This is a genomic window from Streptomyces sp. NPDC002773, assembly GCF_040295605.1.
GTDB lineage: Bacteria > Actinomycetota > Actinomycetes > Streptomycetales > Streptomycetaceae > Streptomyces.
The window spans coordinates 349123-373826 of record NZ_JBEOVO010000003.1; the positions used below are offsets into that span (position 1 = coordinate 349123).

The following is a 24704-nucleotide window of genomic DNA, read 5'->3' on the forward strand; positions in this document are numbered from 1 at the left end:
GCGGAGCGCACAGACCGCTTGGAAAAGCGGACAAAGCGCGCCGAGCATAGCGTCGTCATGGCGCCGCGCGGGACCGGGCCGGCTGACGGCCGATCGATTCCGGCCGCGCCCCGCGGGCGGCCCGAAGGGGGCATTCCCGGCATTCCTCAGTGGACGAGACGCAGGCGCGGACCGGCCACCGAGAGACGGACAGTCTGACCCCACGTCAGTTCCAGGGCGTCCGATTCGACGCCGTCCCCGAAGGCGACGAGACGGTCCGACTCGACGGTGAGGCGCAGGCCCTGCCCCGGATCGAGGAGCCCCTCCACCCGGCTCGTGCCGGTCGTCGGCGACGGCCAGGCCTCGCGGACGAACCAGGCGAGCCGGGCGTCCGCCGGCGAGGGCAGCGGGAGCGTGCTGGAGCGCTGCTCCCACAGGGAACGCAGCCACCCCGTGGCTCCCGTGCCGGTGCCGACCAGCACACCCGAGGAGGCCTGGGGCTCGGGCGGCGCCTCCGTCGCGTCCAGGCCCAGGGTGTAACGCGCCGTCTGGTGGCCGCGGGGGCCGACGTAGATCTCGTTCAGGGCGAGCAGTCGCTGAGCGTCGTCCGTGACGGCCTCGACCATCGTCAGCTCGTCGACCGTCGCCCCGTCTCCCGCCGCGTACGGCAGCAGCCGTCGTGCCCGGTCCGCGCGGTGGCGGACCAGGACGCCCGGATTGCGCCCGGGGTCGGCGTCGATCCCGACGACCGGCTGACCGCTCAGGTACTTCGCCGCGTTGGCGACCAGGCCGTCCTGTCCGACCACGACGACCACGTCCTCGGGACCGAACAGGAACCGGTCCAGGTCGGCCCGTTCCACCCGGGTCTGCCGCCACGCCAGTGGCACCGCGCCCGCCACCTCGGCCAGCGCCCGGAGGGTGCGCTCGTGCCGCTCGCGCACGGCGTCGACCGAACGGCCGCGCGCCGACAGGAAGAACGCGGCCTGGCCGTGCGTACCGTGCCGGGCGAGCAGCTCCTCGTACTCCGTGGTCCGGTGCACGAGCACCGCGCGCGGCGCGAGGCTCACGGCCGGGCCCCGCCCTCGCCCAGCTTGGCGAGCAGGCCCGTCACGACGTCAGGCGAGAGCGTCAGGTGCTCGATCCGGGGCAGGTTCTCGGCCGCGCGGGTCACGGCGAGCGCGTGCAGGGTGGCGGGATCCACCTCCGCGTGCGCGCGCAGCCACGCGGACTGCGCACCGGCGCGCGCCTCCCCGACCTCACGGGCCGCCTCGGCCTCGGCGCGCGCGAGGCGGACCTTCCTTACGGCCTCGGCCTCGGCCCGTACCGCGTCGGCGGCGGCGTTCTCCTCGGCCTCGCGGCGCGCGTTGGTGCCGCGCTGCTCGACGAGCCGCTCCTCCTGCCGGGCCAGCTCGATCTTGCTGGCGAGCTCGTTCTCGGCGATGGCGCGTTCGCGTTCGACGGCGACGGCGCGGCGCTCGTACGTGGCCCGGTCGGCCTCCTGCTGGATCTGTTCCCGGGCGGGGGTGCGCAGGGCGCGCTCGACCTCGGGTTCGGGGCGGATCGCCACCACCCGGACGGCGACGACCTCGATGCCGGTGGCGGGCAGCCGGGGCTCGGCCGCGAGCCCAGCCGTGACGCGGTCCCGCACCGCCGCCACGCCGTCGACGAGCGCCTCGGCGAGCGCGGTACGGGCGAGGACGTCGAGGGCGTGCTGCTGGGCGGTCTCGGTGAGGAGGGTGGCGATCTGCTCCAGCGGGGCGCCGCGCCACGCGCCGGTGTCGGGGTCGATGGAGAAGTCGAGCCGGGTGGCGGCGGCCGCCGGGTCGCCGATCCGGTACGTGACCGTGGACTGGACGCTGACGTCCTGGAAGTCGGCGGTACGGGCGTGGAACGCCATCGCGAGCTCACGGTCGTTCACCGGGACCTCGGAGAGTGCGGCGGTGAGCGGCCGGAACCAGAAGCTCAGCCCCTCGCCGTCGTGCACGAGCCGGCCCCGGCGCTGGTGGCGGATGTGCGCGGTGGGCGCGGAGCGCAGGTGGCGCCAGCCGGCGCGGCGGGTGATGTCTGCCATGAGAGGAACCCCCTTGTCGTCAGAGTGACGATAGGGGGTGTCGCTGCTTTTCGTCAAGGTGACGAGTTCAAGATCGGGCGGGTGCCTCGGGAGGGTCTCCCCGTCCCCGCCTAGCCGGTGGCCGCGAGCTTCGCCGTGGTCACGTCGGTCGCTGCGGGCTCCGCCGGAGGCGCTGCCGCGTCGATGGTGACGCGCTGCGCGAGGGCCCCGCCCGCTGACGCGGCAGCGCCCTCCCCGCTGGCCGTCGCGGTCGCGCGCGGCGACGGTACCGTCCGGGTCTCCCAACCTTCACGCGTGCGCGTGGCGGGGGTGGTGGCGCTGCCCTTGTCTTCCCGCGTGCGCGTGGTGTCGGGTTCGGGGACGGCGGGGCTCCCCTTGCCTTCACGCGCGTGCGTGGCGTCCGGGTCGGGGGCGGTCGGGCCGTCCTTCGTCAGGAGGACCACGCCCCGGGCCGCGACCAGGGAGGCGGCGGCCGCGACGAGCCAGCCCCACGCGCCCGCCCGGAACGTCTCGCCGAGCAGGGCCACCCCGATCACGGCGGCGGCCGCCGGGTTGGAGAGGTTGACCACGGCGAGCGGCGCGGCGAGGCCGCCGCGGTAGGCGGCCTGCGAGAGCAGCAGTCCGCCCGTCGCGAAGCCCGAGACGAGGAGGGCGAGCAGCGTGGTCTGCCACCAGGCCGCCGCGCCGCCCGGCAGTTCCCGCGCGAGCGCGGCCGTCAGCGTCTGGGTGAGCGCGGAGGCGACCCCGGAGGCGATGCCGGAGGCCGTGGCGTGACCGAGTCCGCGCCGACCCCTTCCAGCCGCCCCGCCCCGGTGCACGTGCCCCCGGCCGGAGGCGAGCGCCGCGATCAGGAGCGCCGTCGCCGCGGCGACGACCAGGGCTTCGCTCAGGCTGAGCGCCTCGCCGGGCGCCGCGGGCCCGGTCACGGCGACCAGGCCGAGCAGGCCGCCCAAGGTCCAGAGCGCCCCGCGCCACTCGGTACGGGTCACCCGGCGCCGTGCGTGGTACGCGCCCAGCGGCAGCGCCGCCACGAGCGTCAGCGCGCCGAGTGGCTGGACGAGGGTCAACGGCCCGTAGTGCAGGGCGGCCACGTGGGCGAGGGCTCCGGCGGCGTTGAGGCCGACCGCCGACCACCACTGCCCGTGGGCGAGCAGCGCGCGCAGCGCCCCTCGCCCGTCCTGGACGGGCGAGGCGGCGGCGAGCCGGGACTGGGCGACGGCGGCGAGCGCGTAACCAGCGGCCGAGACGAGGGAGAGGAGCACCGCGACGACGGTTCCGGTGGCGGCGTTCATCGGAGGGCTCCGACCGGGAGTGGGGCCGTCCCGAGGACGCGGGGCGTGGGCGGGGGCGCCGTCCGGTGCCCGGGGGCCCGGACGGCGAGCAGCGCGAGACCGAGGAGCGCGGCGGCGGCGAGCGCGTCGAACCAGTAGTGGTTGGCGGTGCCGACGATGACGAACAGGGTGAGCAGCGGATGGAGCAGCCACAGGACCCGCCATCGGGACCGGGTGGCGGCGATGAGGCCGATCGCGACCATGAGCGCCCAGCCGAAGTGCAGCGACGGCATGGCCGCGAACTGGTTCGCCATCGAGTCCGTCTCCGGCGTCGCGCCGTACACCGAGGGGCCGTAGACCCGGGCGGTGTCGACGAGTCCGCTGGCCGCGAGCATCCGGGGCGGGGCGAGCGGCATCAGCAGGTGCACGGCGAGCGCGGCGGCGGTGAGGAGCGCGAGCACGCGGCGCGACCACACGTAGTGGGCGGGGCGGCGCAGGTAGAGCCAGACGAGGAAGGCGAGGGTGGCCGGGAAGTGGACGGCCGCGTAGTACGTGTTCGCCGCCCGGACCAGGGGTTCGCCGTGCAGGAGCAGTTGCTGGATCGTTCCCTCGCCCGGCAGGTGGACCGCGCGCTCGGCGTCCCAGACGCGGTCGGCGTTCCGGAAGGCGCGGGTCTCGTGGCCGTTGGCGAAGAGCCGGCCGAACTTGTAGACGAGGAAGAGCGCGGTCACGAGGGCGAGCTCGCGCAGGAGGGGCGGTCTGGCGGACTCGCCGGAGCGCTCGCCGCCCGCGCTCTCCTCCGGGGTGTCCCCGCCGTCGCCGTGGGGCCCGTGGTGTCCGTGGTGCCCGGTGGGGCCGGGGGTAGGCGTCAGCCCCGGTCCCGCAGGACGTGGTCCTGGTATCCCGCCTGTCCCGGCAGCCATCGCGCGGCCCTCTAATCCGTCCAATCGGCAACAAACGGAGTGAGCCTAGATCCGATTTCATCGAGACGCAAACGTCTCGATACGTTTGCGTCTCGATTGTGCACCCCCTACTCTCGTATGTGCAGAACCAGGTGTCAGGTGCCCGTGTCAGATGTCCGGGAGGGACCGATGTCCACAGAGGCCGCGACCGCCGCAGCCCGCCGCAGCAAGATCACGCCGGAGCGCGAGTCGGAGCTGTACGACGCCGTGCTCCGCCTCCTCCGGGAGGGCGGCTACGACTCGGTGACCATGGAGGGCGTCGCGGCCCGCACCAAGTGCGGCAAGGCCACGCTCTACCGCCAGTGGGGCACCAAACCGCAGCTCGTCACGGCCGCGCTCGCCCAGCGGCGCTGCGTCGTCTTCGCCGGCATCGACGCCGGCTCCCTCGCGGGAGACCTGCGGGAGGCGGCCCGTATCGCCGCGTCCCACCGCGAACGCGACGCCGAACTCATGGAGGCCGTCGCCCAGGCCTTCATCCAGCACCCCGACCTGCGCGCCGCGCTCCGCGAGACCGTCATCGCCCCCGAGGTCGCGGCGATCGACGCGGTGGTGGCGCGCGCGGTCGAGCGGGGCGAGGTCGACGCCGGCAACCCGGCGATCGGATTCGTCGCGCCCTGCTTCCTGGGCATGCTCCGCATCGAGCGCCTCTTCGAGGAACGCTTCACGGACGCGACGACCATGCGCGGCTTCGTGGACGCGGTCCTCCTCCCGGCCCTGCGGGTCGAGGGCTGAACCCCCGAGCCCCCGCGTCAAGGGCTGAGCTGCCCCCGGTCGGCCCCATCGTCAGGACACCCCCCACCGCGTCCGGCACGCTGGGAGCATGCCCGCACGCAGCCATGACGTCCGCGTCCGGCGGATCTACGAGGCACCCTCGGCCGACGACGGTGTCCGGGTGCTCGTCGACCGGCTCTGGCCGCGCGGCCTCGCCAAGACGGACGCCCGTATCGACGAGTGGCCCAAGGCCCTCACCCCGTCGGCCGAACTCCGCCGCTGGTACCACGGACCGGCGGGCGAGTACGAGGAGTTCTGCCGCCGGTACGAGGCCGAACTCGCCGCCCCCGAGGCCGCCGCGGCCCTCGACCGGCTACGGGAGCTCGCGGCCGGGCAGACCGTGACCCTTCTCACGGCGGCCAAGGACCCGGCCGTCAGCCACACCTCGGTACTGCGACGCGAGCTCGACCCGTCCGCGACGTAACCACCCTCAGGAGGTGTCCCGGCACAACCGGGGCGCCTCGCCGGCGGCGTCGACCGCCGCGCCGACCGCCGCGACGCCTTCCGTACGGTCGGCCAACCCCCGCGCCCACGACACGAGCCCACCGACATCGATGCCGTACGCGCCGGTTGGCGTCACACCGGCAGCCGTCTCACCGGCCGCCTCACCACCAACCGTCTCACCGCCCCCCGGCGCCCACCCCGCCAGTCGGTCCGCGCCGCGGCGCAGCAGGCGCGCTCCTCCCGCCGTGTTGCCGCGGGCCGCGTGCGTCAGGCCCACCGCGAGCTGCGCGAGGCCCTGCCACAGCTCGCGCTCCGACTCCGGGCCGGACTTCCAGGCGTCCTCGAAGACCTCGTGCGCGTGGAAGGGCATTCCGGCGTCGAGCAGCCGCTGCGCCTCCCGCAGGGTCTCGGCGGGGCCGCGCACGACGCCCTCCGGCTGCCGGGGCACGCCCTCCGCGCCGTACGGCAGCGGGCGGCCGAGCCCGTCCCGGGGACGCGCGCTACGGGCACGCCCCTCGTCGTCACGGTCTCTCCCACGGTCACTCACTGTCCGCTTCACCCGTCCATTGTCGCCCTTTGGACGATCAGGACCGCTAGGCTCATCGATCCAGTGGGTCACTGGTCCGCGTGGGTCACGCGGGTCACGTCAAGGCAGTTGTACGTGTGGGGAGTGAGTCACCGGTGCCGTCGGAATCCGAACAGTCGCCGCCCGTCAGGCCCTTCGAGACCCCCGCAGGTCCCGGTCGTGCGGCGGCCTCCGCACCCTCACCGCAGGACGGGCTGCTCGAACGCGGTCCTGAACTCGCCGCCGCCGTCCACGCCGTCGACGAGTTGGTCGCCGCGGCCGTGGCGGGCGGCCCCGTGCACGGCGGCATCCTCGTCTACAAGGGCGAACCGGGAATCGGCAAGACCGCGCTGCTCGCCGAGATACGCCGTACCGCCCAGGACCGGTGCACCGTCCTGACCGCTCGGGGCGGCGAGACCCTGACCTCGGTCCCCTTCCACCTCGCCCGCCAGCTCCTCCAGCCCGCCCTTGACGGCTTCGACGCCGAGGACGTCCGCCTCCTCTTCGGCGGCCACTTCGACCTCCTCGCCCCCGCGCTGGGCCTCGCACCGCCGCCCCCGCCCTCGGCGGCGCCCGCCGACCCGCAGGGCGTACGGGACGGACTCGCCAAGCTCCTGGACAACCTCGCGGACCGGCTGCGGGACCGGCCCCTGGTCCTGCTCGTGGACGACGCCCAATGGGCCGACGCCGAATCGCTGGCCTGGCTCGACACGTTCACCCGGATCCGGCCGGACGGCCGGCTGCCCGCCCTGGTCGTCCTCGCCCACCGCCCCCTGCCGGCGGAACCGAGCGGCCCGGGCGTGCCCGCCACCCTCGCCGCGATCGGCGACCGCGCCGTCCTGACCCTGGGCCTGCACGCCCTCACGCCCACCGCCACCGCCGCACTGGCCCGTGAGGTGCTCGGCGGACACGCGGACGAGCCGTTCTGCCACGAACTGTGGACCGTCACCTCCGGCAACCCGTACGAGACGGTCGAGCTGCTCGCCAAGGTCCGCGACCGGATGCTCGAACCCGTCGCCGGATCGGCCGCACTCCTCCGCGACCTCGGTGCGGCCGCGCGCGGCGGGGGTCTCGTCTCCCGCCTGGAGGCGCTCGGCTCCGGCCCCGCCCGTCTCGCCTGGGCGATCGCCGTCCTCGACTCGGACAGCACACCGAAACTCCTCGCCGAGCTCACGGGCATGCGCCCGGCCGAGGTGGCCGAACACACCGACCGCCTCCGCCAGGCCCGGATCGTGCAGACGAGGCCGGATGTCACGGCCTCCGCCACGGACCGTCTGGAGTTCGCGCACCCCCTCATCGCGACCGCCGTCTACGGATCGGTGCCGCCCGCCGTCCGGACGGCTCTGCACGGGCGCGCCGCCTGGGCGCTCACCGCGGCGGGCCTCGGCCCCGCCGCCGTCTCGCGGCACCTCCTCGAAGTGCACCCGGACGACGACGAGGACGTCGTCAGCCAGCTCCGGGCCGCCGCCGTCGAGCACCTCGCGGTCGGCGCCCCCGAGGCGGCCCGCCGCTGCCTGGGGCGCGCCCTCGCGGAACCGCCACGACCGGAGACGTACGCCAGGGTCCTCTACGAACTCGGCTGCGCGTCCCTGCTCACCGCACCCGGCGCCACCGTCCGCCACCTGCGCTCCGCGCTCGAACTGCCCGGCCTCGACGACGCCCTCCGCATCGACGCGACCCACCGGCTCGCCCAGGCCCTCGCCCACGACAACCAGCTCCAGGAGGCCGCGAGGACGGCCGGCGCCGCGGCCACCCGGACCCCGCCCGGCACGGGCCGCCGACGTCTCCAGGCCGCGCACTTCATGTTCGAGGGCTTCCAGGCCGCAGAGGAGGACGGCATCGGCCGTTCCCGCCGCCTCGCCGACCTCACCGCGCACTTCACCTGCGCGGACAACTCCGAGCGTGCCCTGGTCGCCGTACGGGCCTTCGACGGGATGATGCGGGGCGAGCCCGCCGACCAGATCGTACGGCTCTGCGACCGCACCCTCGTCGACGGCGTACCCGCCCGCGGGCTCGGCTGGACGGACACCACCTGGGGCTTCGAGATTCCGGCGCTGACGGGCATCGCGTACGCCTTCTCCGACCGTCCGGACCGGGCCGAGGCCCTGTTCGGGGAGGCGGTCCGGGCGTTCGAGATCTCCGGTTGGAGCGGCGCCCACCTCGCCTTCGCCCACACCCTGCTCGGCCTGGTCCACCGGCGGCGCGGCAACCTGCCCCTGGCGCAGCACCACCTGGAGGAAGGACTCCGGCTCGCGGACCGGGTCGGCACCGGGCTTCCCGTGCACTGGGACACGGCCTGCCTCCTCATCGACACGCTGGTCGCCCGGGGCCGTACCGCCGAGGCGCGGAGCGTCGCCGACCGCTACTCCTTCGGCCCGCCCTGGCCGGGCGCGATCGTCCTGCCCGACGGCCCCAGCGTTCTCGGCCGGCTGCTGCTCGCCGAGGGCCGGCGCGAGGAGGCGGTGGCCACCCTCGAAGCGGCGGCCGAGTCCCTGGCCGGCCGCGGCAGGCACCACGGCCTCTGGGCGCCCTGGCCCTTCGACCTGGCCCGCGCCCTCGCCGCCACGGACCCGGACCGCGCCGCCCGCATCGCCACCGAGGCCCACGCCCACGCCGAACGCCTCGGCACCCCCACCGTCCTGGGCGAGGCCCTCCGCTGCCTGGCCCTTTTCGCCGACCCCGCCGAGTCCCGCCGCCTCCTCACCCAGGCCGTCGCGCACCTGACCGCGTCCCCCTCCCGCTACGAGGAGGCCCGCGCCCGCCTGGACCTCGCCCACGCCACGGGCTCGGCCACCACCCTCGCCGAAGCGAAGGCCCTGGCCACCACCTGCGGCGCGGACCCCGCCACCGCGGACCCGGTGACAGCCCGTGCGTCATCCCACCCGCCGGAGTGAGGTAGTGTTTTCCCTGCACGCCGACGCCGGGGAAGCCCGGCGGAGACGCGCATCGGGACGTGGCGCAGCTTGGTAGCGCACTTGACTGGGGGTCAAGGGGTCGCAGGTTCAAATCCTGTCGTCCCGACTCGAAGGAGTCGTAGATCGAGGGGCCGTTTCAGAGAAATCTGAAACGGCCCCTCGATCGTTTTCGGGGACCACTTGGGGACCAGAGCGATCGGCGCGGGTCAGACGGCGGCAGCTGCCGTGACAGGCAGCGAACGAGGTGCACGGAGCACCATGAGGTGCGCGGGGAGCGCTGCACCGGCCGCGGTGATCTGGCTTGCGTCGGGGTGCAGGTAGCGGAGTTCGGCCACGACGTCGTCCCAGTGCGTGGCGTCACGCAGGACGGCGGTGGAGATGCGTCCGCCGCGAGGACCGAAGAAGACCCGGGCGTCCGGGCTGTCACCGGCCGCCAGCAGGCGCTGGGCGACCATCGGGCGGACTTCTTCGATGAGAGGCACCTTGCGGGCGCGCTTTCCCTTGGTGGCCTTGTCGACGAGCCCGCCACGGGCGGGAGTGGTCTGCCGACGGACGGTCCAGATCCAGTTGTCGGTGTCGATGTCCCGGACGCGGACTCCGGAGACCTCGCCGATCCGCGCTGCTGTAGAGGCGGCGAAGGTGACCACGTCGCCCCAGCCCTGGTACTGGCCGTGTGAGCGTGCGACCAGGGTCTTGGCGAGGGTCTGGAGAGTTTCCCAGTCGGGCAGAGCGAGTGCGCGAGGAACGTTCAGCTCGTCCTCGACCTGCTGGTACTGACGCTGCCAGCCGCTGACCCGGGCCGGGTTGACCTTGATGAGGCCGTCGCGGACCGCCTGCTCCATGACGCGCACGAGGACGGCGATGGTGTTCTTGACGGTCGAGCGGCTGTACTCGTCGGCGATCCACCGGTACACGGTGCGGTCGACAGAACCGTTGGTGATCATTCGGACCGGCAGGTGACCGAGGGCCGGCACAACTCCCAGTCGCCAGCCAGCCAGATAAGGGTCGAGAGTCTTGAGCTCCAGTCCACGGAGCGCGAGTTCCATATTCGCGGAGCCGTAGTCGACCAGAGGCATGGTGGCGAGCGAGGGGTTGATGCCGGCTTCCGCCGCCTCGACGAGCGCCGTGATCTACTCCTGCGCTTCGTCCTCGGTGTCCTTGGCCTCGGAGACGGATCTCCGGGACTTCGTCTCAGGGTCCCACCAGCGCACGCGGGCCCGGTACGGCGAGGGGCGGTTGGGGCGGTACTCGACATCGGCGGTGAGCCGGACACCGATCGGAACGCTCTCGGCAGCAGCGGGAGGTGTTGCTATCGCCATGTCAGGCTGCCTGCCCCGGGACCACACGGCGACTGCGCAGCCAGTGCTCGACGTCGTGAGTGCTGTAGAGGGTGACGCGATCGGATACGGGGACAAAGGGCGGCCCCTGTGGAGGGCGGGCCGTACGCCAGCGACGGAGGGTGGAGGGGTCGACGTTCAGAATGCCCGCGAGCTCATCGGTCGTGAACTACTTGCCGACGACCAGCTCGGAGGAAACGTTTCGTCCGTTCGCGGTGGATTCTTTGGATGACATGAATTCCTTGCGGCGGCGCAGCGCGCCGACGTGGTGGGGCGATGTACGAGGCAGGTCAGTCAGCTCCCTTGACCAGAGGAACGCCGGGACGACGACCATAGGGGCAAGGGTGGAGAAGTCCAGGGGAACCCCCATGGATTCGCGTACGGAGAACAACCTGTTCCGGTAAGTGCCGTTGACGCGACATGCGTCTCCCGCAAGGTCGTTCCCGGCCCTGGCGGAATCAGGCCCGCTGAGGTGCAGCGTTGCCTGGTGAGTGTCACCGATTTCAGCGAGGCTGCGCAAAAGTGATGCACCGTCGATCGGGGAGTGCGAGCAGGCTGGCAACCTGGGCGCCATGAACACACATGAGGAGGGGGAGGGCCTTTCAGGGGTGGCGGACAGAACCGTTGCTGTGAAGGCACGATCTTCCGAGTGATTCCCCGGTTTCGGAAACCGGGGAATGTGCGCTATATATCGCCCAGCCGTGATGTCGAGGGGTAGCCCTACGAAAGGCGTGACCGTCATGAGCATCAGCAACTGGTCTCTTTCCTCGGGGGAGATGATCGGTGGCGTGAGATCCCTGTAGTACTTCCGACGTTCTGCCCGCGGACCGGTAGGCCTCCCGGAAATAAACCCAGTGCAATGGGCGTTCCTACTCGCAACCACGAACACGGGGGGTGTTCTGACCTGAAGCTGTTTCACACGATGAACGGCGTGCTCGAAGTCGTGCCACGTCTGGCCGAGACCGAGGCCGATCTACAGGCGCTCGTCGAGAGCGCGATGGAGCCGATGCTCGGAGTCCGCTTCCTGGCGACTGAGTACAGCACCGGCCCCGTCCACGGTGGGCGCATCGACTCGCTCGGGCTGGACGAGAACGGCTCACCGGTGATCGTCGAGTACAAGCGGGCGACCGACCCCGGAGTCCTGTCGCAGGGCCTGTACTACATGGCGTGGCTGTTGGACCACCGGGATGAGTTCCAGGCCCTGGTCCGTGAACGCCTCGGTGCGACTGCGGCCTCTGCCGTCCTGTGGAGCTCGCCGAGGCTCATCTGCATTGCCGGTGACTTCACCCGGTACGACTTGCACGCGGTGCGCGAGCATCGCCGGTCGATCGACCTCGTGCGGTACCGGATGTTCGGCGAGCGTCACATCGCGCTGGAGGCGGTCGCCACGGGCGCCGCCCAGAGCAGGCCCACTCACCGGCGGGACCGTGCCCGCGGCGGGTGGGGGCAGGCGCCCCGCCGGCAGGCCGGCGCCATGACGGAGCTGGCGGTGGTCGTCGACGAGGTGCTGCGAGGGCTGGGGGAGGACGTGACGAAGGTGTCGCGCAAGCAGTACGACGCGTACCAGCGGCTACGGAACTTCGCCTGCGTCACCGGACGACAGGACAAGCTCCTCGTCTACCTCAAGGCCGCGCCGGTGGACGTCGACCTCGTGCCGGGCTTCACCCGGGACGTGACAGGGCTGGGGCACCACGGCACGGGGGATCTGGAGGTCCAGCTGCGCTCGGAGAAGGACGTGGAGCGGGCGCTGGAGCTGTTCCGGCAGGCGTACGCGGCGGCGTAGCCGGTGCGGCAGGGCGTGGCCGTCTCGGTGAGAGGCGCCTTTCGCCGAAGGGGCGGGGGTGGCGGTGGTGTCGTCCATCCTCCGCGAGCGCCCCGGCTTCGGAAACCGGGGCGCCTCGCCTATGTTCCGCCCGCGCCTGGGGCGGGCGGGGTCACCAGCCGGAGGGCTTGGTGGGTCCCAGGACGCGGGTGACGGTGATCTCGATGACGACCCGGTTGGGGTTCACGCGCGGGGGCTTGTACCGCTCGGTGTACCGACGCTCGGCGTCGGCCACGGAGGCGGGGTCGTCCTTGGTGACCGCGGTGCCTTCGAGCGTGCACCAGCGCCGGCCCTCGGCCTGACTCACGGCGACGCGGGCTTCGGTGCCCGCTGCAAGGGCGGCGCGGATGTTGCGGACCTTCATGTTCCCGCCGTCGGTGATGACGCGGGCGATCCGCGTCTCGGGGTCGTACGTGACACCGACCGGGGTGACGTGCGGGGTTCCGTCGGGCCGGAGGGTGGTGATGAAGCACACGCGGCGCTCCTGCCAGAAGGCGTCGTCCCCGTCGGCGGGCAGGGTGGCGGTTTCCAACGGTCGGTCTCCTCGTTGCGAACGGCTCGGCACGACACCCCTCCGGCCCGGTAGCGCGGTGGGTGACCTGGGCCTCGACCGTAACGCGAGGACGAACGACGCGGCCGCCGGGCCCCGGCGGCCGTCTCACACGGGATAGGGCTGGTCAGGCCGGGCGTCGTTCTCCGGGGGTCTTCGAATGTGGTCGAGGCCGCGCTCGCCGAATGGCTGTACATCGGAATCGTTGCGAAGACTCAGCGCGGATCGCTGACTCGTCCGGCGGCAGCCGACTCCCGCAGGCTGGCCGTCGCCAACATGGTCGAGCAGGCGGTCAAGTACAGCCCGCCCGGGAGGCCTGTGCTGGTCGCGGCGAGCGCTCTGGCGGACCGTGTCGAGCTCAGGATCGTTGACGTGGCCCGGGCGTCCCCCACCAGGCCAAGCCTCGCATCCTCGGTGCCTTCCAGCGCTGCTGAGACGCGGTGCGTGGGGAGGGCGTCGGCCTGGGCTTGAGGTGGCCCGAGGCTTTCTGGAGGCGATGGGCGGCACGGTGACGGCGGAGGACCTTTGGGGGGCGGCCTGACCATGACCCTCACCGTGCGAACGGCCGAGGGCTCCCGACGGTCCGTTCCTGGCCCGGCGGCCGGGACGACCACCTGACGCCGGAGTGCCGGGCACGTCGATCCCGAGTCCCGTCATCCGGCGGAGCCCAGCAGCCGCCCCGGCACGCGGCCCGTCGGGAGTTGACAACTGCACGGAGCCTTCAGTTTCGAGCGGGCCTCGACACAGGGGGGACCAGGATTATCAGGGCCTACAGGGACGGCAAGAGCGCTCGCTGCTGGTGTACCCGGGGGCGCGAAGCGGTGCCGAGGGCGACCATGGAGGCATGGAGGCCGCAGCCGCTACTGATGCGGCGGCATGGCGCGCGCCGAGGGATGGCACCGGATGAGTGAGCGACTGCCGATCGAGGAGCTGATCAGCGGGGCCGCGCAGGATGCCGGTGGCTGGCTCGGCTCCTTGGCGGTGGCGCAAGTGGCCACGGCGGCTGACGGGACAGTGGTGCGCTGGAACCACGCCGCTCAGGAGCTCCTCGGTTACGCTCCGCCGCACGTGGTGGGGCGGCACATCGCCGAACTCCTCCATCCGGGGGCCGACCGCAGCCTGGGCCGTTCGCTGTGGGAGGCGGCATCCAGTGGACGCGGGGTGATGGGTACGGTCACTGCCTGGCACCACGACGCCTACCCCCTGGAACTGGAGATCTGGGCCTGCCCCGTTCCTGACCGGCACCGCGGCGCCTCAGCCGTGCTGATCTTCGCCGCCGACGCTCACACGACTCGCCGGATCCGCGGAACCTCGGCAGTCTGGGACGGGTTGTTCGCCCGCTCGCCGGTCGGCATCGGGCTTCTCGACACCAAACTGCGCTTCCTGAGGGTCAACGCCGCCCTGGAGAAGATGAACGGCCTGGCCGAATCCGCGCATGTCGGTCGACGCCTCGCCGAGCTGCTACCCGAGGTCAACGCGGGCGAGATAGAGGACGCGATGCGCCAGGCCCTGGCCTTCGGAGAGCCCGTTCTGGACCGGCACCGCACCGGTCGTACTCCGGCCGACCCGGAGCACGACCACGTCTGGTCGTGCTCGTACGTGCGGATGGAAGACCCGATCGGCCAGCCGATCGGTGTAGTGGCCACCCTCGTCGACATCACCGCTCAGCACCGCGACCACGTCGATGCGGAGGCGGGGCGGCGCCGGCTCGCTCTTCTCAGCGAGGCCAGCGCCCGCATCGGTGGCAGTCTCGATGTGGAACGCACCGCCCAGGAACTGGCCGACCTGGCTGTTCCGCAGCTGGCCGACGCCGTCACCGTCGACATCCTGGACAGCCTTGCCCGCGGAGACGAACCAGGCCCCGGACTGGCCGGCGGTGTCGCTGTGCGGCGCTTGGGCAAGGCGCCTCTGACGGGCTCCGCGATCACGCGTCTCCTCGCCCCGCTCGGCCGTACGCTTACCTTCCCGGCCGAGGCCCCTTACACGCAGGCCCTCAGGGCCCGCCGGCCGTTCCTGATCGCCCACCTCGACGAGCAGACGATCGCGCCGGCGGCCCGTCACTCCGCCGTGCCCGGCCAGTTGCTCAGCAAGGGCGTGCACTCGTTCATGATGCTGCCGCTCGTCGCTCGCGACCTCGTCCTCGGCGTCGCCACGTTCTGCCGAACCCGGCCTGGGGACCCTTATGGGTCCGAGGACGTCACTCTTGCCGGCGAGCTCACCACCCGCGCTGCCGTCAGCATCGACAACGCGCGCCTTTACCAGCACGAGCACGAGACCGCCGTCGTTCTCCAGCGCAGCATGCTTCCGCAACATGTCACACCGCCGCCCGGCATCGAGATCGCCCACCGTTACCTGCCCGCGAGCGACATCAACGAGGTCGGGGGCGACTGGTACGACGTCCTGCCCCTGCCCGGCGGCAAGGCCGCTCTGGTCATCGGGGACGTGATGGGGCACGGCATCGCCGCAGCAGCCGTCATGGGCCGCCTCTCGGCGACCGTGAGAGCCCTGGCACGCCTCGACATGGCCCCTGTCGACCTGATCCACCAGCTTGAAGCAGCCCTGGCCGACCTGGCCGAGCCGATGCTCGCCACGTTCCTTTGCGTCGTCTGTGACCCCGCCACCGGGCACTGCACCATCACTCGCGCCGGCCACCCGCCCCCCGCAGTCCTGGAGCCCGACGGCAGGGCCTACCTCTTCACCGCCGCGGCCGGCGCGCCCCTGGGCGTCGGCGGAGTCGACTTCGCCACCGCAGAAGCCACGCTGCCCGCCGACAGCCTTCTCGTCCTGTATACCGACGGCCTCATCGAAGGCCGGGACAGCGACCTCGACGATCGCCTCGCTGAGCTGACTGGCCTGCTCAGCGAACCCCAGAGCTCACTGGATCACCTTTGTGACTCCCTGCTTGCCCGCCTCGTGCCCAGCTCAGCCGACGACGACATCGCCCTGCTGGTCGCGCGCATCGCACCGCCGGCGGGCAGAACGGGCTAAGGAGCCCGTGCGGCGAGTCAGGAGTATGGACATGAGACAGCCACTGCCCCCCTGGGCGTGGGCGTTCGCGGTCGTCAAGAAGGGGCCGTGAGGCACCGCGACCGACCTCGATGACTCGCTGGGGCCTCGTTACCTCTCAGACGGGAAACGCGTCTTCGTTCGGCCAGAAGGAGCAGGTTCGACTCCGGCTGCGCGCTCGACGTCCGAGCGCCGCCCCCGATGCGCTGCCGTTCCCGTCAGCAGGCGGTTGCTGACGGGCGTCGGCATTCTGCGCAGACGCCCGTGAGTTCCAGGGTGTGGTGGATCTCGCTGAAGCCGGATGCCGCCGGTACGTCGGCGACCCAACGTTCGACGACTTCGGTGTCGACCGGGTGGCTGCGGCCGCAGTCGCCGCACATGAGGTAGTGGCGGTGTACACCCGCGGGGCGGATCCGGTACAGGCGTTCCTCCGCCTCGTCACGGACGATGTCGACCTGGCCGGCGCGTTCGAGGGCCTGGAGCGCGCGATACACCGTGGTCAGGCCCGTAGGCGCCCCTGTCTCGATCAGTGACGCGTGCAGCGCCTTGACGGAGACGAAGTCGGGCGAGTGCGCCAATGCGGTGTGCACGGCTTCGCGCTGACGGGTCGTACGTCTCCACTCGCCGGGTCGAGGGTGCGTCCGCGGCCCGGAGTCAGCGGGACTCACGCCAGCCATCTCCTTTTGCCTGCTCGTGAGCTAAGGGCTGTCCCGTAAATGATCTACGAGCCGTCTCGGGCATGGTTGGCCGCAGTGTGACCCGCTGATCTATCCGGCGAGGGCGAGGTTGTGCATCCGTGCGATGCCGAGCATGGCGTGGTGGACGCCGTCCCCCTTCAAGCGGCAGTCGCGGAAGATCTTCCAGGTCTTCATGCGGGCGAAGACGTGCTCGACGCGGGCCCGAACCTGCTTGTGGGACTTGTTGTGTTCCTCCTTCCAATCCGGGAGTTCACTCTGGCTGCGCTTGCGGCGGTGCGGGATGACCAGGCCGGTGCCCGGGTAGCCGCCGTCGGCGATCGTGGTCGTTCCGCCGACGGCCGCCTTGGCGCCGGACTCTTCCCAGGCCTTGCAGTCGTTGCGGTTCCCGGCAAGCGGCCGGCCGACCACGATGACCAGCCGGGTGTCGGCGTCAATGACGACCTGGTGGTTGGTGGAGTACCGGTAGTTCTTGGACCGCTCGGCGATGGCGTGGTCACGGGTGGGGACCAGGGTGCCGTCCACGATGAGCACGGTGTCCTTGGCAAACCGCTTGCGGGACTGGAGTGCGAGCATCGGCGCGAGATGGTCGATGATGCGGTCCGCCGCCGACTTCGAGATCCCGAACAGCGGGGCGAGCTGCCGCATGGTCAGGTTCGTTCGCCAGTACGCGGTGACCAGCAGGGCCCGGTCCTCCAGTGGAAGGCTCCACGGCCTGCCCTTGCGGACCGTGTCCGCACCCGCGCGACGCAGCACCGTCACCAGCTTCTCGAAGGCGCGCGGGCTCAGCCCGGAGAACGGGGCTATCCAGGACGGCTCCGACGCCGTGATCACACCAGTCACATCGAGATCATCTCGCCAATGCGACCACCTCTGCACAGGCCCATGGTCGAGAATCCTGCCATGACCGAAGGTGACCGCCACGAGGCATCCACACATTCATTCCTTACATGCGCAGCCGAAGTGGCTCGCCTGCTGGACCTTGAGGCTGCGGCCGACGTACCTGAAGATCGACGTGCGCGGCACCTGGCCGGAGCGGCACGAAGGCCACTGCTGGAACGCGCCACCCTGTCTGAGGAGTTCTTCGACGCGCTGATGGCTGCTGCTGTCTACGACCCAGACCCAAGCTTCTGCCGCTGGTTCGTCGAGCCGGCGCTCTACGCATTCGGGCGCCGCAGGGTCATGACGGCATTGCTCGGCTATCTCCGCACGGGAACGACCGCGGAGATAGCCGGTGCCCGGCGGGCCTGGGACTGCGCACATCTGCCACTACGCACTGACCGGTCACCGGCCTACGCGCCCAGCGGAAGTCGCGATCCGGCCCTGGATGAAGTGGACGACGTGGTGGACCAGTGGCTGGAGTCGTCCACCACCCAGCAGCGTGATCGGAATGCCTCAGGGAGCCACAACCAAGCTTGAGACCCTGGTGGCCAGAGGGTCGTAGCGCAACGCCTCGGGGTTACGGGACAACCTTTAGGCGGTCCACGGCTTCCACCGCTGTGATGGACCGCCCGTGCACGTCGACAGTTGCACCCTGTCAGCTGTGTTCCTGGCCAGGCAGGTTTTCGTCACTGTGTTTTTGATCAGGGCACCCAAGTAGTAGTCGTTGTCTATCGACCAGAACGCCGCCAAGTCACCGCCCAGGCAGGGTTTCATCGCGATCAACCCGTTCCGCGCCGTCAGGCACAGTCCCGTCGCTTCCTGACGCACGCTCGTCGAGACGCCGTAATCGTCGGCCCAGTCCCATGTCTGGTAGCTGCCCCCGTTGCAGGTGGTCACATACGGGCCGTAGTCCGCCCGATAGTCCAGGCACTTCCATGTGCTCGGCATGGCCTCGAACATCCCCCTCGCCCCCGCCGCGCTTGCCGGAGGCGCGTTCAGCCCGATCATCATCCCGGCGGCTGCCCCGATCACTGCCAACTTCTTCAACATGAAGAGACTCTCCGGAACCCTAGAGTTGAGCGAGAGCATGACACTAGGAGTCTGCCGCAGTGTGAGGTTCGCCCGCCAGTGCGCGGCCATCAGCAGGCTACTGTCCGCGAAAGGACGTTGCCGCAGGCGGGCGGTGCCGTTGTCGGCAGGTGTCCTCGTGGTCCTGCTCGCCATCGCCTTCAAGATGGTGGCCGGCTCGGTTCTGCCCACCCAGTCCCGTGACCGCCTGCACTGGTGGAACGGCTGGTGGAACCGCAAGAACAAGAAGTAGCTCGGATGCTGCCCCCTCCCGTTCGGGGAGGGGGCCTTTCGATGCTCTCTGCCCGGTACCTCTCCGAGAAGTCGGTCAAGGCGCACGTCCTCAACTTCCTGACCAGGGTCGGCCCCAACCTGACTCGCAGCTATGCCAGTGCTCAGATTCCTTCACCCCACTCGTACGCCGTACTGAGCGACGCCTCACGTTGCACCGCACATCCCATCCAGATTGTCAGCGCCATCTCCTAGACTCAGTAGGAGAGTTGGCAGGCCCACTCGCGAATGGGCCCGCCTACCGCCGACTGGGGGACACGATGATCCGTGCACAGGGGTCCGGCGAGAACGAGCCGGATGACCTCCGCAAACCTACGAAGGCACAGATCGAAGAGGAGTTCCACGGACCGCTCGCCGAACTCGCCGACGCCCCGTCCGACTGGACGTATTCCCTATCGCCCTACCGTTCGCATGACTTCCTCTACCACGTCAGCGCCTTCTACTCCGCCGATAGTCGGGTGGTTGCCGTCGTCTCCACGGTGAGGCCGTTTCCTGACCTCTATCGAGTCCAACTCGTGGTCGAGCTCCATGCGGAACTGGCGGCCTTCCTGTTCAACTCCAGCCCGGTACAGCCGCCCGTGTTCGGCGACTTGACCTTCACCCCGTCCACCACGGTGGTCAACGTGAACGGCACCGACACGACGGTGAGGGCGATGTCCGGCCACGGCGCTACCAGTGCGGAGGTCACCGTCGGCACTGTCTCCGTGTTCGTCTCAGCGGCGAATGAGTTTTTCCAGGAGCCGCCGAAAATCACTCTTGGATCGCGGGGGCGCCGCAGGTGGCTGACCTGGCGCGGTAAACTCGGCTGATGGTCCGGAGGGGTGTCGTAGGCCCACCGTGGGCCCGCGAGCGCGGCCCCTTCGGGCCCTCGACTTCTCGGCCGCCGTGCCGGCCGCCGAACCCTGACGTACAACGAGAGCCCTCTCCCCGATCGGGGAGAGGGCTCTTCTGCGTTTCTGGCTAACTTGGGCTTTAACCTTCGTGTCTACTGCGTTGTTGCCGCATGGGCTGCGAGTTCTTCGGGGGTGCCCAGGAAGGCGGGACCGCAGTCTGCTGGCAGGTGCTGAACCACCATGCCGATGGCGTCCTGTGCTGTACCTGCAGGACCCACCGTCTCGCCGCGGAGCGGGCCAGAGACCCAATAGGTGCCGCCGCTGGCGGGCTGGATGTAGGGAATGTCCCAGGTCCACCGCTGTTCCGTGCAGCGGCTGAAGTGGAGTTCTCCCATCCCGATCCAGGGGAACAGCTGACGCAGGCGAGGTTCGGCGTAGGCCGCTTCAAACAGTTCGAGTCGTACGCGTCCGTCGTCACGTACTGCCTGCCAGCCCGCTTCAACGGCGGCCTTACCTGCTGCATCCCTGTTCATAGCGTCATCATGACCCAGGCGATATCGCTGACCGGGACCGCCTGGTCGATCGAACGGCCTCTCGTACTTGATCACCCGGTTTGGTATCCGCCGTACGCGGAAGCGGCCTTCGTCTGAACATGTGCTCCGACCAAGGAACACACACGTCCAGCGCGAAGGCCGTGAGGATGAGTCTGCAGCATCACGATGCCCGGCGAGGGCCGCTGGCCGAACTGTCACGCTTCCGGGGCGAGTTCTACTCCTGCCTGACCGCCCGTTCGGACGCTTGCCCGTGGAAGAGCAGGTCCTCGTTGGCGACCTCATTCTGCTTTTGAAGGCAGAAGAACAGGGCGTGGCGGATCGAAGGCGCAATGGGCTTGGCGCTACGCACCGCTGGGATCCGCAAAGTGTGATCGATGCCGGCGAAGTCGGAAAGCAGACTTTTGGTGATGTCGAGCGGGGTCGTGAATGCCAGATCGTCGAGAGCAGGAGGCGGGGCACCATACGCCTGGGACACGACGCACATCGTGGTCGTCGTGGCTGCGTTGCCGGCGGGGGCCGGGCGCGCAACGAACAGTTGCTGCTGCCCCTTGACGAAGGTGACGGCGAAGACGTGGACGAAGTTTCGGAGAACGGCGCCCTTGATGACGTAGTCCTCGCTGGCCAGGCAATAGTCGACGATGTTCAGCAGGGCGCTCTTCCCGAGCCGCGAATCGCCGGTGATGATGTTCATCCGCCCGGGCCGGATGGGTACGGTGCGGATCCGACCGTCGCGGTTGTAGATCGAGATGGCGCTGATCTGAAAGGTCACGGCCGAACTCCTAGCAGGGTCATCACAGTGCTCATGCTTCCGGTGCTGGGCAGCCATCGCCCCAACATGTGTGCGGCCTTCTGGATGGTGATGACCTCATCGGTCGGTCCGGTGATCACCTTCTTCAGTCGTCCGGTCGACAGCTGGAGCAGTCCCTGATCCGTGCAGTGCAGCAGCGTGGACTGGAGGGCAAATAGAAGGCCAGGCCGCACGACAGTGGCCAGTGCGGTGGCATTCTGCATCATTGCCACCTTCACGGTCCGGTTCTCCTCGACCCAGCGGCTGACTCCCGCGTGGGTGGTCCTGGGCAGCTTCTCCCGTACGGCGGGCTGCAGTGCCATCACTGCTCCAAGCACGGCGAGGGCGACGGGGCACGGACGACCGTACTGTGTCTGGTGCCCCTGTACGGTCCTGGCCGTGAGCAGGGCCGTGAACGCCGGGTTATACAGAGCCCGTTCCTCACGGCTCAGGTCGACGAAGTCACTCACCCCGTTCTTGCTTCCGTGGGCTCCAACATGGACATTAGTCGGGCCACAAAGTCGATGTGCCAGCCGACCTCGCGGTCGTCAGCCAGCATGTGAAAGGACCCCTTCGTGAGGAACGGCTCGTCGCACTCCTTACGGATCCGACCTCGCGCCTGAGTCATTGCCCACCGGTAGATTTGCCGCGCCGCAGCCACCTTGGCGGCTTCTGCAGCCTCGTCGCCCAACTCGTCCCTCATGTCGTCGAAAATTTCCCCCCACTCCTCGACGAGCCGGCGCTCGAAACGGCCGATCTCGCCTGGCAGCAGCAGGTTCTCGTCCGACCACCGCGAGCGTTGAGTGAAGGCCCGCATGTAGTCCCGGACCGCTCTCCCGACTCGGGGAGCACCGAGGTCGATCAGGTTCAACTGACGTACGAAGGCGTGGTCCCTGTACATGGCAACGTTCGGCTCCAGGCCGGCGATGTCCTCGTCGATCGGGAGGTTCTCCGGACGGAACTGGTTGCGATAGTCGGTGAACACCTGATCGAACTCGTTGCCGCCGATCGCATCCACGTCCCGAGCTCGCAACTGCCGAATCGTGCGCTGGAAGAACCACCCTTCCAGCCGGCTCAGAAACGGGCTCGCGTACGTGTGGCCGACTGCCGTGGCTGCTCGCTCCAACAGGAGGCCCCCCACGGCTTCCACGTCGGGCGCGCGGCCCAGCACCTGGATGCGGCTGACCATCCGCTGCCGCTGCTTTTCCGTAAGAGCGTCGAAGGCCTCGAACGCCTTCTTGAGGTCCCTGTTCGTCGAAGCGGTCCGTGCTGCTGTCAGCGCCTTCAGCGCGCCGGATGCATCTCTGGAACAGACAGCCCCTGGTTGCAACAAGCTGGCTGCGGAGCCACTGGGGAGTTCGGCCGTGGTCATGAGGACCAGATCCGTCTCGTCCAGATCCAGCTGATGATTGGCGATGGCATGTGCCCAGATACGCAGCGTTTTCCACAGGTCCGTGCTGGCGTCCGTCAGGCTGACTCCCGGCGCCCTGTGCTTCAGCTGGTAATAGATGGTGCCGTCCTTGGAGACCTCTTCGATGTCGTCCCCGGCTTCGATCGCCACCGACCAATCGATCCCTCGCCCGTAGCGCTCGACGCAGAGGTGTAGCGCCTTGCGCAGCTGGTACACGTAACCGATCGCCGAGGCCGACGCCTCGAACAGGTCCGCCTTCTCTGCCACGACGCCCCCTGGTGCAGCGAAGCTCACTGAAATCTGAAACGGCCCCTCGATCGTTTGCGGGGACCACTTGGGGGGCCAACTCGCCCTTGACCGACCGGGCGCTCGCCGAGCACGCCAAACGCGAGGCGCACCCCGAAGCCGCCGAACAGCCACATGCCGAGATGCTCGCGATCGAGGGATTCTGTCCCTTGCGCTCGCCGGTGGGGGTGATCAGGGCGGGCTGGATCTGCTCTGCTGGTGCAGGGCTTCGATGTAGGCGTTGAGCGCTGGTGAGGTCGGGGACTGTTGGCGGATCACGGCGTAGAGCCGTCGGGTCAGGCTGGTGCCGGCGATGTCGCGAACGGCCAGGCGCGGGTCTGCGGCCGGCAGGGTCAGGTCGGGCAGCAGGGTCACTGCGCCTGCGCTGCGGACGAGTTCGAGCTGGACGTCGGCATCGTTGGACCGGTGTCGGAGGTCGGGGTCGAATCCTCCGTGCGCCCGGCAGGTCCCGATGATCATCGCGTGGTGTCCGGTACCGCTGCTTGAGGAAGCCCATACCTCGTGGCGCAGCGAGGAAAGAGCAACGGGCCCGGGGCCGGCGGCGAGTGGATGCCCTGCCGGCAGAACCAGGCGTGTCCCTTCGCGAAGGAGCAGGTGATGGTCCACGCCGTCGGGGCGCGGGCGGGGATGGCCTTCGTACTCGTCGCTGATGACAAGGTCGACGGTTCCCAGGCGCAGTTCGGGCAGGGCCACTTCGAGTTCGAGTTCGGTGATCTCGATCTCGACGAGGGGGTACGAGCGTGCCACTTCCACCAGGGCGGGGATGAGCAGGCGGCGGGCTGCCGATTGCAGACCCACGGCTCGGATCCTGCCGCGCACTTCCTGGGTCAGGTTCGCCAGTTCGGTTTCGGCGGTTTCGGCGACGTTCAGCAGGACGGCGGCGTGACGGGCGAGTACTTTTCCGGCGTCGGTGAGCCGGACTCCCCGTCCGGCCGGCTCGATCAGGCGGGCACCGGCTTCCCGCTCCAGTGCTGCCAGCTGTTGGGAGACCGCCGAGGGGCTGTAGCCGATCGCGGTGGCCACGGCGGCGAGGGTCCCGCGCTCGGCGAGTTCGTGAAGCATCCTCAGGCGGCGGAGATCAGACAAGACCATCCACAAATCCTAATGAATCAGCTCCATGATTCATCGCTGGTCCTTATCGGCGAGGTGGAGGACGCTGGAAGTCGCCGCCGGTCGGTCGGCACCTCACGCTCCCCGCCTCCCCCCGGAAGGCAGTTACGCCCACATGAACGCGCACATCCCCTCCGCCCCCGCGTCCGGGATTTTTTCCTCGGTCGGAGCGTCGGTCATCTTCGGGATCATTTTCATGATCCCCCCGCACCTTCTGCCGCTGGATCCCGAGCAGATCCTGGGATACCGCGTCATCGCGATGGTCGCCTTCCTGGCTGCCTTCTTCTGCGCGGCGCGGATGTGGGACCAGGCCGCGGCTCTGGTCGGCCGTCTGCGCGCAACACCGCATCTGGCCGGCGTCCTGGTCGTGGACGCCGCTCTCCTGGGGCTGCAACTGTGGCTTTTCGGATGGGCGCCCCAGAGCGGGCACGGCCTCGATCTCTCTCTGGGCTACCTCATCCTGCCGCTGGTCATGGTGGTGGTCAGCGTCGCGGTCTACCGCGAGAAGCTCTCCCCCTGGCGGATCGCGGCCGTGCTCTGCGCCGCTGCGGGAGTCGTGGCGGCCGTGGTCGTCGCCGGCGGGCTGCGCTGGCCCACCCTGCTCGTCGCCCTGGGGCTTCCGCTCTACTTCATCAGCCGACGCGCCTTCGCCCTGGACTCCGCCGCAGCCCAGCTCTTCGAGCTCGGCGCGATGCTCCCCTTCTCGGTCTTCGTCCTGGCGGCCAAGCCGTCGCTCGGCACGGTCACCCACCGCCCACAGCTGATCGTCGGACTTGTCCTGCTTGGACTTCTCAGTGCCGCCGGGTTCGCGTTGTACCTGACCGCCAGCCGTGTCCTGCCGTTCTCCCTGTTCGGGGTGCTCAGCTACGTCGAACCGGTGCTGCTGGTGCTGGTTTCCCTGACGTTCCTGGGCGAGCCGTGGCAGTCGGCTGACACCTTCGTGTACATCCCGATCTGCGCCGGTCTCGTTCTTCTCGCGCTTGAACCGGCAGCAAAAGAAGCCGCGATGCCCGAGCAGCCCGCCCCTCAGGTCGACAGCGCACGCCCGTGACCCAACGGCTGCGGGTTGCGTAG

26 protein-coding genes, 1 tRNA gene and 2 pseudogenes are annotated in these 24704 nt (G+C 70.0%); 11 read left to right on the plus strand and 18 right to left on the minus strand.

The genetic code is table 11. The annotated features are described in order from the left end of the window. Positions 1-146: 146 nt before the first annotated feature. The 4 genes from ABT034_RS06780 to ABT034_RS06795 form a co-directional block, all read right to left on the minus strand. On the minus strand, positions 147-1046 hold the full coding sequence (locus ABT034_RS06780) for a hypothetical protein (protein ID WP_351211969.1): 900 nt from the start codon (positions 1044-1046) through the stop codon (positions 147-149). After that, positions 1043-2050, minus strand: coding sequence for an SPFH domain-containing protein (locus ABT034_RS06785; RefSeq protein WP_351211970.1), 1008 nt, complete (start codon positions 2048-2050; stop codon positions 1043-1045). The genes ABT034_RS06780 and ABT034_RS06785 overlap by 4 nt, the downstream gene beginning before the upstream one ends. A gap of 110 nt (positions 2051-2160) precedes the next feature. After that, a complete protein-coding gene (locus ABT034_RS06790; RefSeq protein ID WP_351211971.1) occupies positions 2161-3342 on the minus strand; it encodes a DMT family transporter in 1182 nt (393 codons plus the stop codon). After that, positions 3339-4244 (minus strand): phosphatase PAP2 family protein, encoded by a 906-nt coding sequence (locus tag ABT034_RS06795; protein WP_351211973.1) that lies wholly within the window; start codon positions 4242-4244, stop codon positions 3339-3341. The genes ABT034_RS06790 and ABT034_RS06795 overlap by 4 nt, the downstream gene beginning before the upstream one ends. Before the next feature lie 168 nt (positions 4245-4412). Here ABT034_RS06795 and ABT034_RS06800 point away from each other — a divergent pair, with 168 nt between their 5' ends. Together ABT034_RS06800 and ABT034_RS06805 are read left to right on the plus strand one after the other, a co-directional pair. Further along, a complete protein-coding gene (locus ABT034_RS06800; protein WP_351211975.1) occupies positions 4413-5015 on the plus strand; it encodes a TetR/AcrR family transcriptional regulator in 603 nt (200 codons plus the stop codon). An 88-nt stretch (positions 5016-5103) separates the two neighbouring features. Continuing rightward, positions 5104-5478 carry a DUF488 domain-containing protein gene (locus ABT034_RS06805; RefSeq protein ID WP_351211977.1) on the plus strand — a complete coding sequence of 125 codons (375 nt, stop codon included), beginning with the start codon at positions 5104-5106 and terminating at the stop codon, positions 5476-5478. A gap of 6 nt (positions 5479-5484) precedes the next feature. On the opposite strand, the gene ABT034_RS06810 is transcribed toward ABT034_RS06805, so the two are convergent. After that, complete coding sequence (locus tag ABT034_RS06810) at positions 5485-6045, minus strand: DUF309 domain-containing protein (RefSeq protein WP_351211979.1); 561 nt, start codon at positions 6043-6045, stop codon at positions 5485-5487. A gap of 233 nt (positions 6046-6278) precedes the next feature. On the opposite strand from ABT034_RS06810, the gene ABT034_RS06815 reads away from it, so the two are divergent. Together ABT034_RS06815 and ABT034_RS06820 are read left to right on the plus strand one after the other, a co-directional pair. After that, positions 6279-8957, plus strand: a complete 2679-nt coding sequence (locus ABT034_RS06815; RefSeq protein WP_351212087.1) for an ATP-binding protein — start codon at positions 6279-6281, stop codon at positions 8955-8957. Between the two features lie 53 nt (positions 8958-9010). Further along, positions 9011-9084: transfer RNA gene (locus ABT034_RS06820), tRNA-Pro, on the plus strand. A 100-nt stretch (positions 9085-9184) separates the two neighbouring features. Here ABT034_RS06820 and ABT034_RS06825 read toward each other — a convergent pair. The 4 genes and pseudogenes from ABT034_RS06825 to ABT034_RS06840 all read right to left on the minus strand — a co-directional run bounded on the left by ABT034_RS06825 (position 9185) and on the right by ABT034_RS06840 (position 10649). Beyond that, positions 9185-10054: a tyrosine-type recombinase/integrase gene (locus ABT034_RS06825; RefSeq protein WP_351211981.1), complete on the minus strand. Its 870-nt coding sequence runs from the start codon at positions 10052-10054 to the stop codon at positions 9185-9187. A gap of 54 nt (positions 10055-10108) precedes the next feature. Next, the gene (locus ABT034_RS06830; protein WP_351211983.1) at positions 10109-10297 is read right to left on the minus strand and encodes a hypothetical protein; all 189 of its coding nucleotides are present in this window, start codon (positions 10295-10297) and stop codon (positions 10109-10111) included. Position 10298: 1 nt separating this feature from the next. Then, a pseudogene (locus ABT034_RS06835) lies at positions 10299-10472 on the minus strand (helix-turn-helix transcriptional regulator); the annotation flags it as partial. A 12-nt stretch (positions 10473-10484) separates the two neighbouring features. Continuing rightward, positions 10485-10649, minus strand: coding sequence for a hypothetical protein (locus ABT034_RS06840; RefSeq protein ID WP_351211985.1), 165 nt, complete (start codon positions 10647-10649; stop codon positions 10485-10487). Positions 10650-11237: 588 nt separating this feature from the next. Between ABT034_RS06840 and ABT034_RS06845 the strand changes: the two genes are divergently transcribed. Then, a complete protein-coding gene (locus ABT034_RS06845; protein WP_351211987.1) occupies positions 11238-12098 on the plus strand; it encodes a DUF5655 domain-containing protein in 861 nt (286 codons plus the stop codon). A gap of 151 nt (positions 12099-12249) precedes the next feature. On the opposite strand, the gene ABT034_RS06850 is transcribed toward ABT034_RS06845, so the two are convergent. Next, positions 12250-12669, minus strand: a complete 420-nt coding sequence (locus tag ABT034_RS06850; RefSeq protein ID WP_351211989.1) for a PPOX class F420-dependent oxidoreductase — start codon at positions 12667-12669, stop codon at positions 12250-12252. Positions 12670-12951: 282 nt separating this feature from the next. Here ABT034_RS06850 and ABT034_RS06855 point away from each other — a divergent pair. Next, a pseudogene (locus tag ABT034_RS06855) lies at positions 12952-13305 on the plus strand (sensor histidine kinase); the annotation flags it as partial. A 285-nt stretch (positions 13306-13590) separates the two neighbouring features. Next, a complete protein-coding gene (locus ABT034_RS06860) occupies positions 13591-15675 on the plus strand; it encodes a SpoIIE family protein phosphatase (RefSeq protein ID WP_351211991.1) in 2085 nt (694 codons plus the stop codon). A 236-nt stretch (positions 15676-15911) separates the two neighbouring features. Here ABT034_RS06860 and ABT034_RS06865 read toward each other — a convergent pair whose 3' ends face one another. Together ABT034_RS06865 and ABT034_RS06870 are read right to left on the minus strand one after the other, a co-directional pair. Then, positions 15912-16370 carry a Fur family transcriptional regulator gene (locus ABT034_RS06865; protein WP_351211993.1) on the minus strand — a complete coding sequence of 153 codons (459 nt, stop codon included), beginning with the start codon at positions 16368-16370 and terminating at the stop codon, positions 15912-15914. 90 nt (positions 16371-16460) lie between these two features. Next, positions 16461-17231, minus strand: coding sequence for a transposase (locus tag ABT034_RS06870; RefSeq protein ID WP_351211995.1), 771 nt, complete (start codon positions 17229-17231; stop codon positions 16461-16463). Between the two features lie 60 nt (positions 17232-17291). Between ABT034_RS06870 and ABT034_RS06875 the strand changes: the two genes are divergently transcribed. Continuing rightward, positions 17292-17807 (plus strand): hypothetical protein, encoded by a 516-nt coding sequence (locus ABT034_RS06875; protein WP_351211997.1) that lies wholly within the window; start codon positions 17292-17294, stop codon positions 17805-17807. 54 nt (positions 17808-17861) lie between these two features. Here ABT034_RS06875 and ABT034_RS06880 read toward each other — a convergent pair whose 3' ends face one another. Next, a complete protein-coding gene (locus tag ABT034_RS06880) occupies positions 17862-18320 on the minus strand; it encodes an RICIN domain-containing protein (RefSeq protein WP_351211999.1) in 459 nt (152 codons plus the stop codon). Positions 18321-18453: 133 nt separating this feature from the next. On the opposite strand from ABT034_RS06880, the gene ABT034_RS06885 reads away from it, so the two are divergent. Next, the gene (locus ABT034_RS06885) at positions 18454-18591 is read left to right on the plus strand and encodes a hypothetical protein (protein WP_351212001.1); all 138 of its coding nucleotides are present in this window, start codon (positions 18454-18456) and stop codon (positions 18589-18591) included. Positions 18592-18889: 298 nt separating this feature from the next. Continuing rightward, positions 18890-19438 (plus strand): hypothetical protein, encoded by a 549-nt coding sequence (locus ABT034_RS06890; RefSeq protein WP_351212003.1) that lies wholly within the window; start codon positions 18890-18892, stop codon positions 19436-19438. Positions 19439-19614: 176 nt separating this feature from the next. Here the strand turns inward: ABT034_RS06890 and ABT034_RS06895 are convergent, their stop codons facing one another. The 5 genes from ABT034_RS06895 to ABT034_RS06915 form a co-directional block, all read right to left on the minus strand. Then, entirely contained in the window at positions 19615-19995 is a 381-nt protein-coding gene (locus ABT034_RS06895) for a DUF6193 family natural product biosynthesis protein (protein WP_351212005.1), read from the minus strand. A gap of 235 nt (positions 19996-20230) precedes the next feature. Further along, positions 20231-20785 (minus strand): hypothetical protein, encoded by a 555-nt coding sequence (locus tag ABT034_RS06900; protein ID WP_351212007.1) that lies wholly within the window; start codon positions 20783-20785, stop codon positions 20231-20233. After that, positions 20782-21273 carry a three component ABC system middle component gene (locus ABT034_RS06905; RefSeq protein WP_351212009.1) on the minus strand — a complete coding sequence of 164 codons (492 nt, stop codon included), beginning with the start codon at positions 21271-21273 and terminating at the stop codon, positions 20782-20784. The genes ABT034_RS06900 and ABT034_RS06905 overlap by 4 nt, the downstream gene beginning before the upstream one ends. After that, positions 21270-22481: an ABC-three component system protein gene (locus ABT034_RS06910; RefSeq protein WP_351212011.1), complete on the minus strand. Its 1212-nt coding sequence runs from the start codon at positions 22479-22481 to the stop codon at positions 21270-21272. Before ABT034_RS06910 ends, ABT034_RS06905 begins: the two co-directional genes overlap by 4 nt. Positions 22482-22691: 210 nt before the next feature. Further along, positions 22692-23612, minus strand: coding sequence for a LysR family transcriptional regulator (locus ABT034_RS06915; protein ID WP_351212013.1), 921 nt, complete (start codon positions 23610-23612; stop codon positions 22692-22694). Between the two features lie 133 nt (positions 23613-23745). Here ABT034_RS06915 and rarD point away from each other — a divergent pair, with 133 nt between their 5' ends. After that, entirely contained in the window at positions 23746-24681 is a 936-nt protein-coding gene (gene rarD / locus ABT034_RS06920) for an EamA family transporter RarD (protein WP_351212015.1), read from the plus strand. The last annotated feature ends 23 nt before the right edge of the window (positions 24682-24704 follow it).

Coding starts and splice junctions, on each gene's coding strand:
- rarD (WP_351212015.1), top strand. CDS start 23,746: ATGAACGCGCACATCCCCTCCGCCCCCGCGTCCGGGATTTTTTCCTCG.
- ABT034_RS06800 (WP_351211975.1), top strand. CDS start 4,413: ATGTCCACAGAGGCCGCGACCGCCGCAGCCCGCCGCAGCAAGATCACG.
- ABT034_RS06890 (WP_351212003.1), top strand. CDS start 18,890: ATGATCCGTGCACAGGGGTCCGGCGAGAACGAGCCGGATGACCTCCGC.
- ABT034_RS06895 (WP_351212005.1), bottom strand. CDS start 19,995: ATGAACAGGGATGCAGCAGGTAAGGCCGCCGTTGAAGCGGGCTGGCAG.
- ABT034_RS06825 (WP_351211981.1), bottom strand. CDS start 10,054: ATGCCTCTGGTCGACTACGGCTCCGCGAATATGGAACTCGCGCTCCGT.
- ABT034_RS06865 (WP_351211993.1), bottom strand. CDS start 16,370: ATGGCTGGCGTGAGTCCCGCTGACTCCGGGCCGCGGACGCACCCTCGA.
- ABT034_RS06860 (WP_351211991.1), top strand. CDS start 13,591: ATGAGTGAGCGACTGCCGATCGAGGAGCTGATCAGCGGGGCCGCGCAG.
- ABT034_RS06790 (WP_351211971.1), bottom strand. CDS start 3,342: ATGAACGCCGCCACCGGAACCGTCGTCGCGGTGCTCCTCTCCCTCGTC.
- ABT034_RS06840 (WP_351211985.1), bottom strand. CDS start 10,649: ATGGTCGTCGTCCCGGCGTTCCTCTGGTCAAGGGAGCTGACTGACCTG.
- ABT034_RS06915 (WP_351212013.1), bottom strand. CDS start 23,612: ATGGTCTTGTCTGATCTCCGCCGCCTGAGGATGCTTCACGAACTCGCC.
- ABT034_RS06805 (WP_351211977.1), top strand. CDS start 5,104: ATGCCCGCACGCAGCCATGACGTCCGCGTCCGGCGGATCTACGAGGCA.
- ABT034_RS06830 (WP_351211983.1), bottom strand. CDS start 10,297: ATGGCGATAGCAACACCTCCCGCTGCTGCCGAGAGCGTTCCGATCGGT.
- ABT034_RS06785 (WP_351211970.1), bottom strand. CDS start 2,050: ATGGCAGACATCACCCGCCGCGCCGGCTGGCGCCACCTGCGCTCCGCG.
- ABT034_RS06880 (WP_351211999.1), bottom strand. CDS start 18,320: ATGTTGAAGAAGTTGGCAGTGATCGGGGCAGCCGCCGGGATGATGATC.
- ABT034_RS06875 (WP_351211997.1), top strand. CDS start 17,292: ATGACCGAAGGTGACCGCCACGAGGCATCCACACATTCATTCCTTACA.
- ABT034_RS06795 (WP_351211973.1), bottom strand. CDS start 4,244: ATGGCTGCCGGGACAGGCGGGATACCAGGACCACGTCCTGCGGGACCG.
- ABT034_RS06845 (WP_351211987.1), top strand. CDS start 11,238: ATGAACGGCGTGCTCGAAGTCGTGCCACGTCTGGCCGAGACCGAGGCC.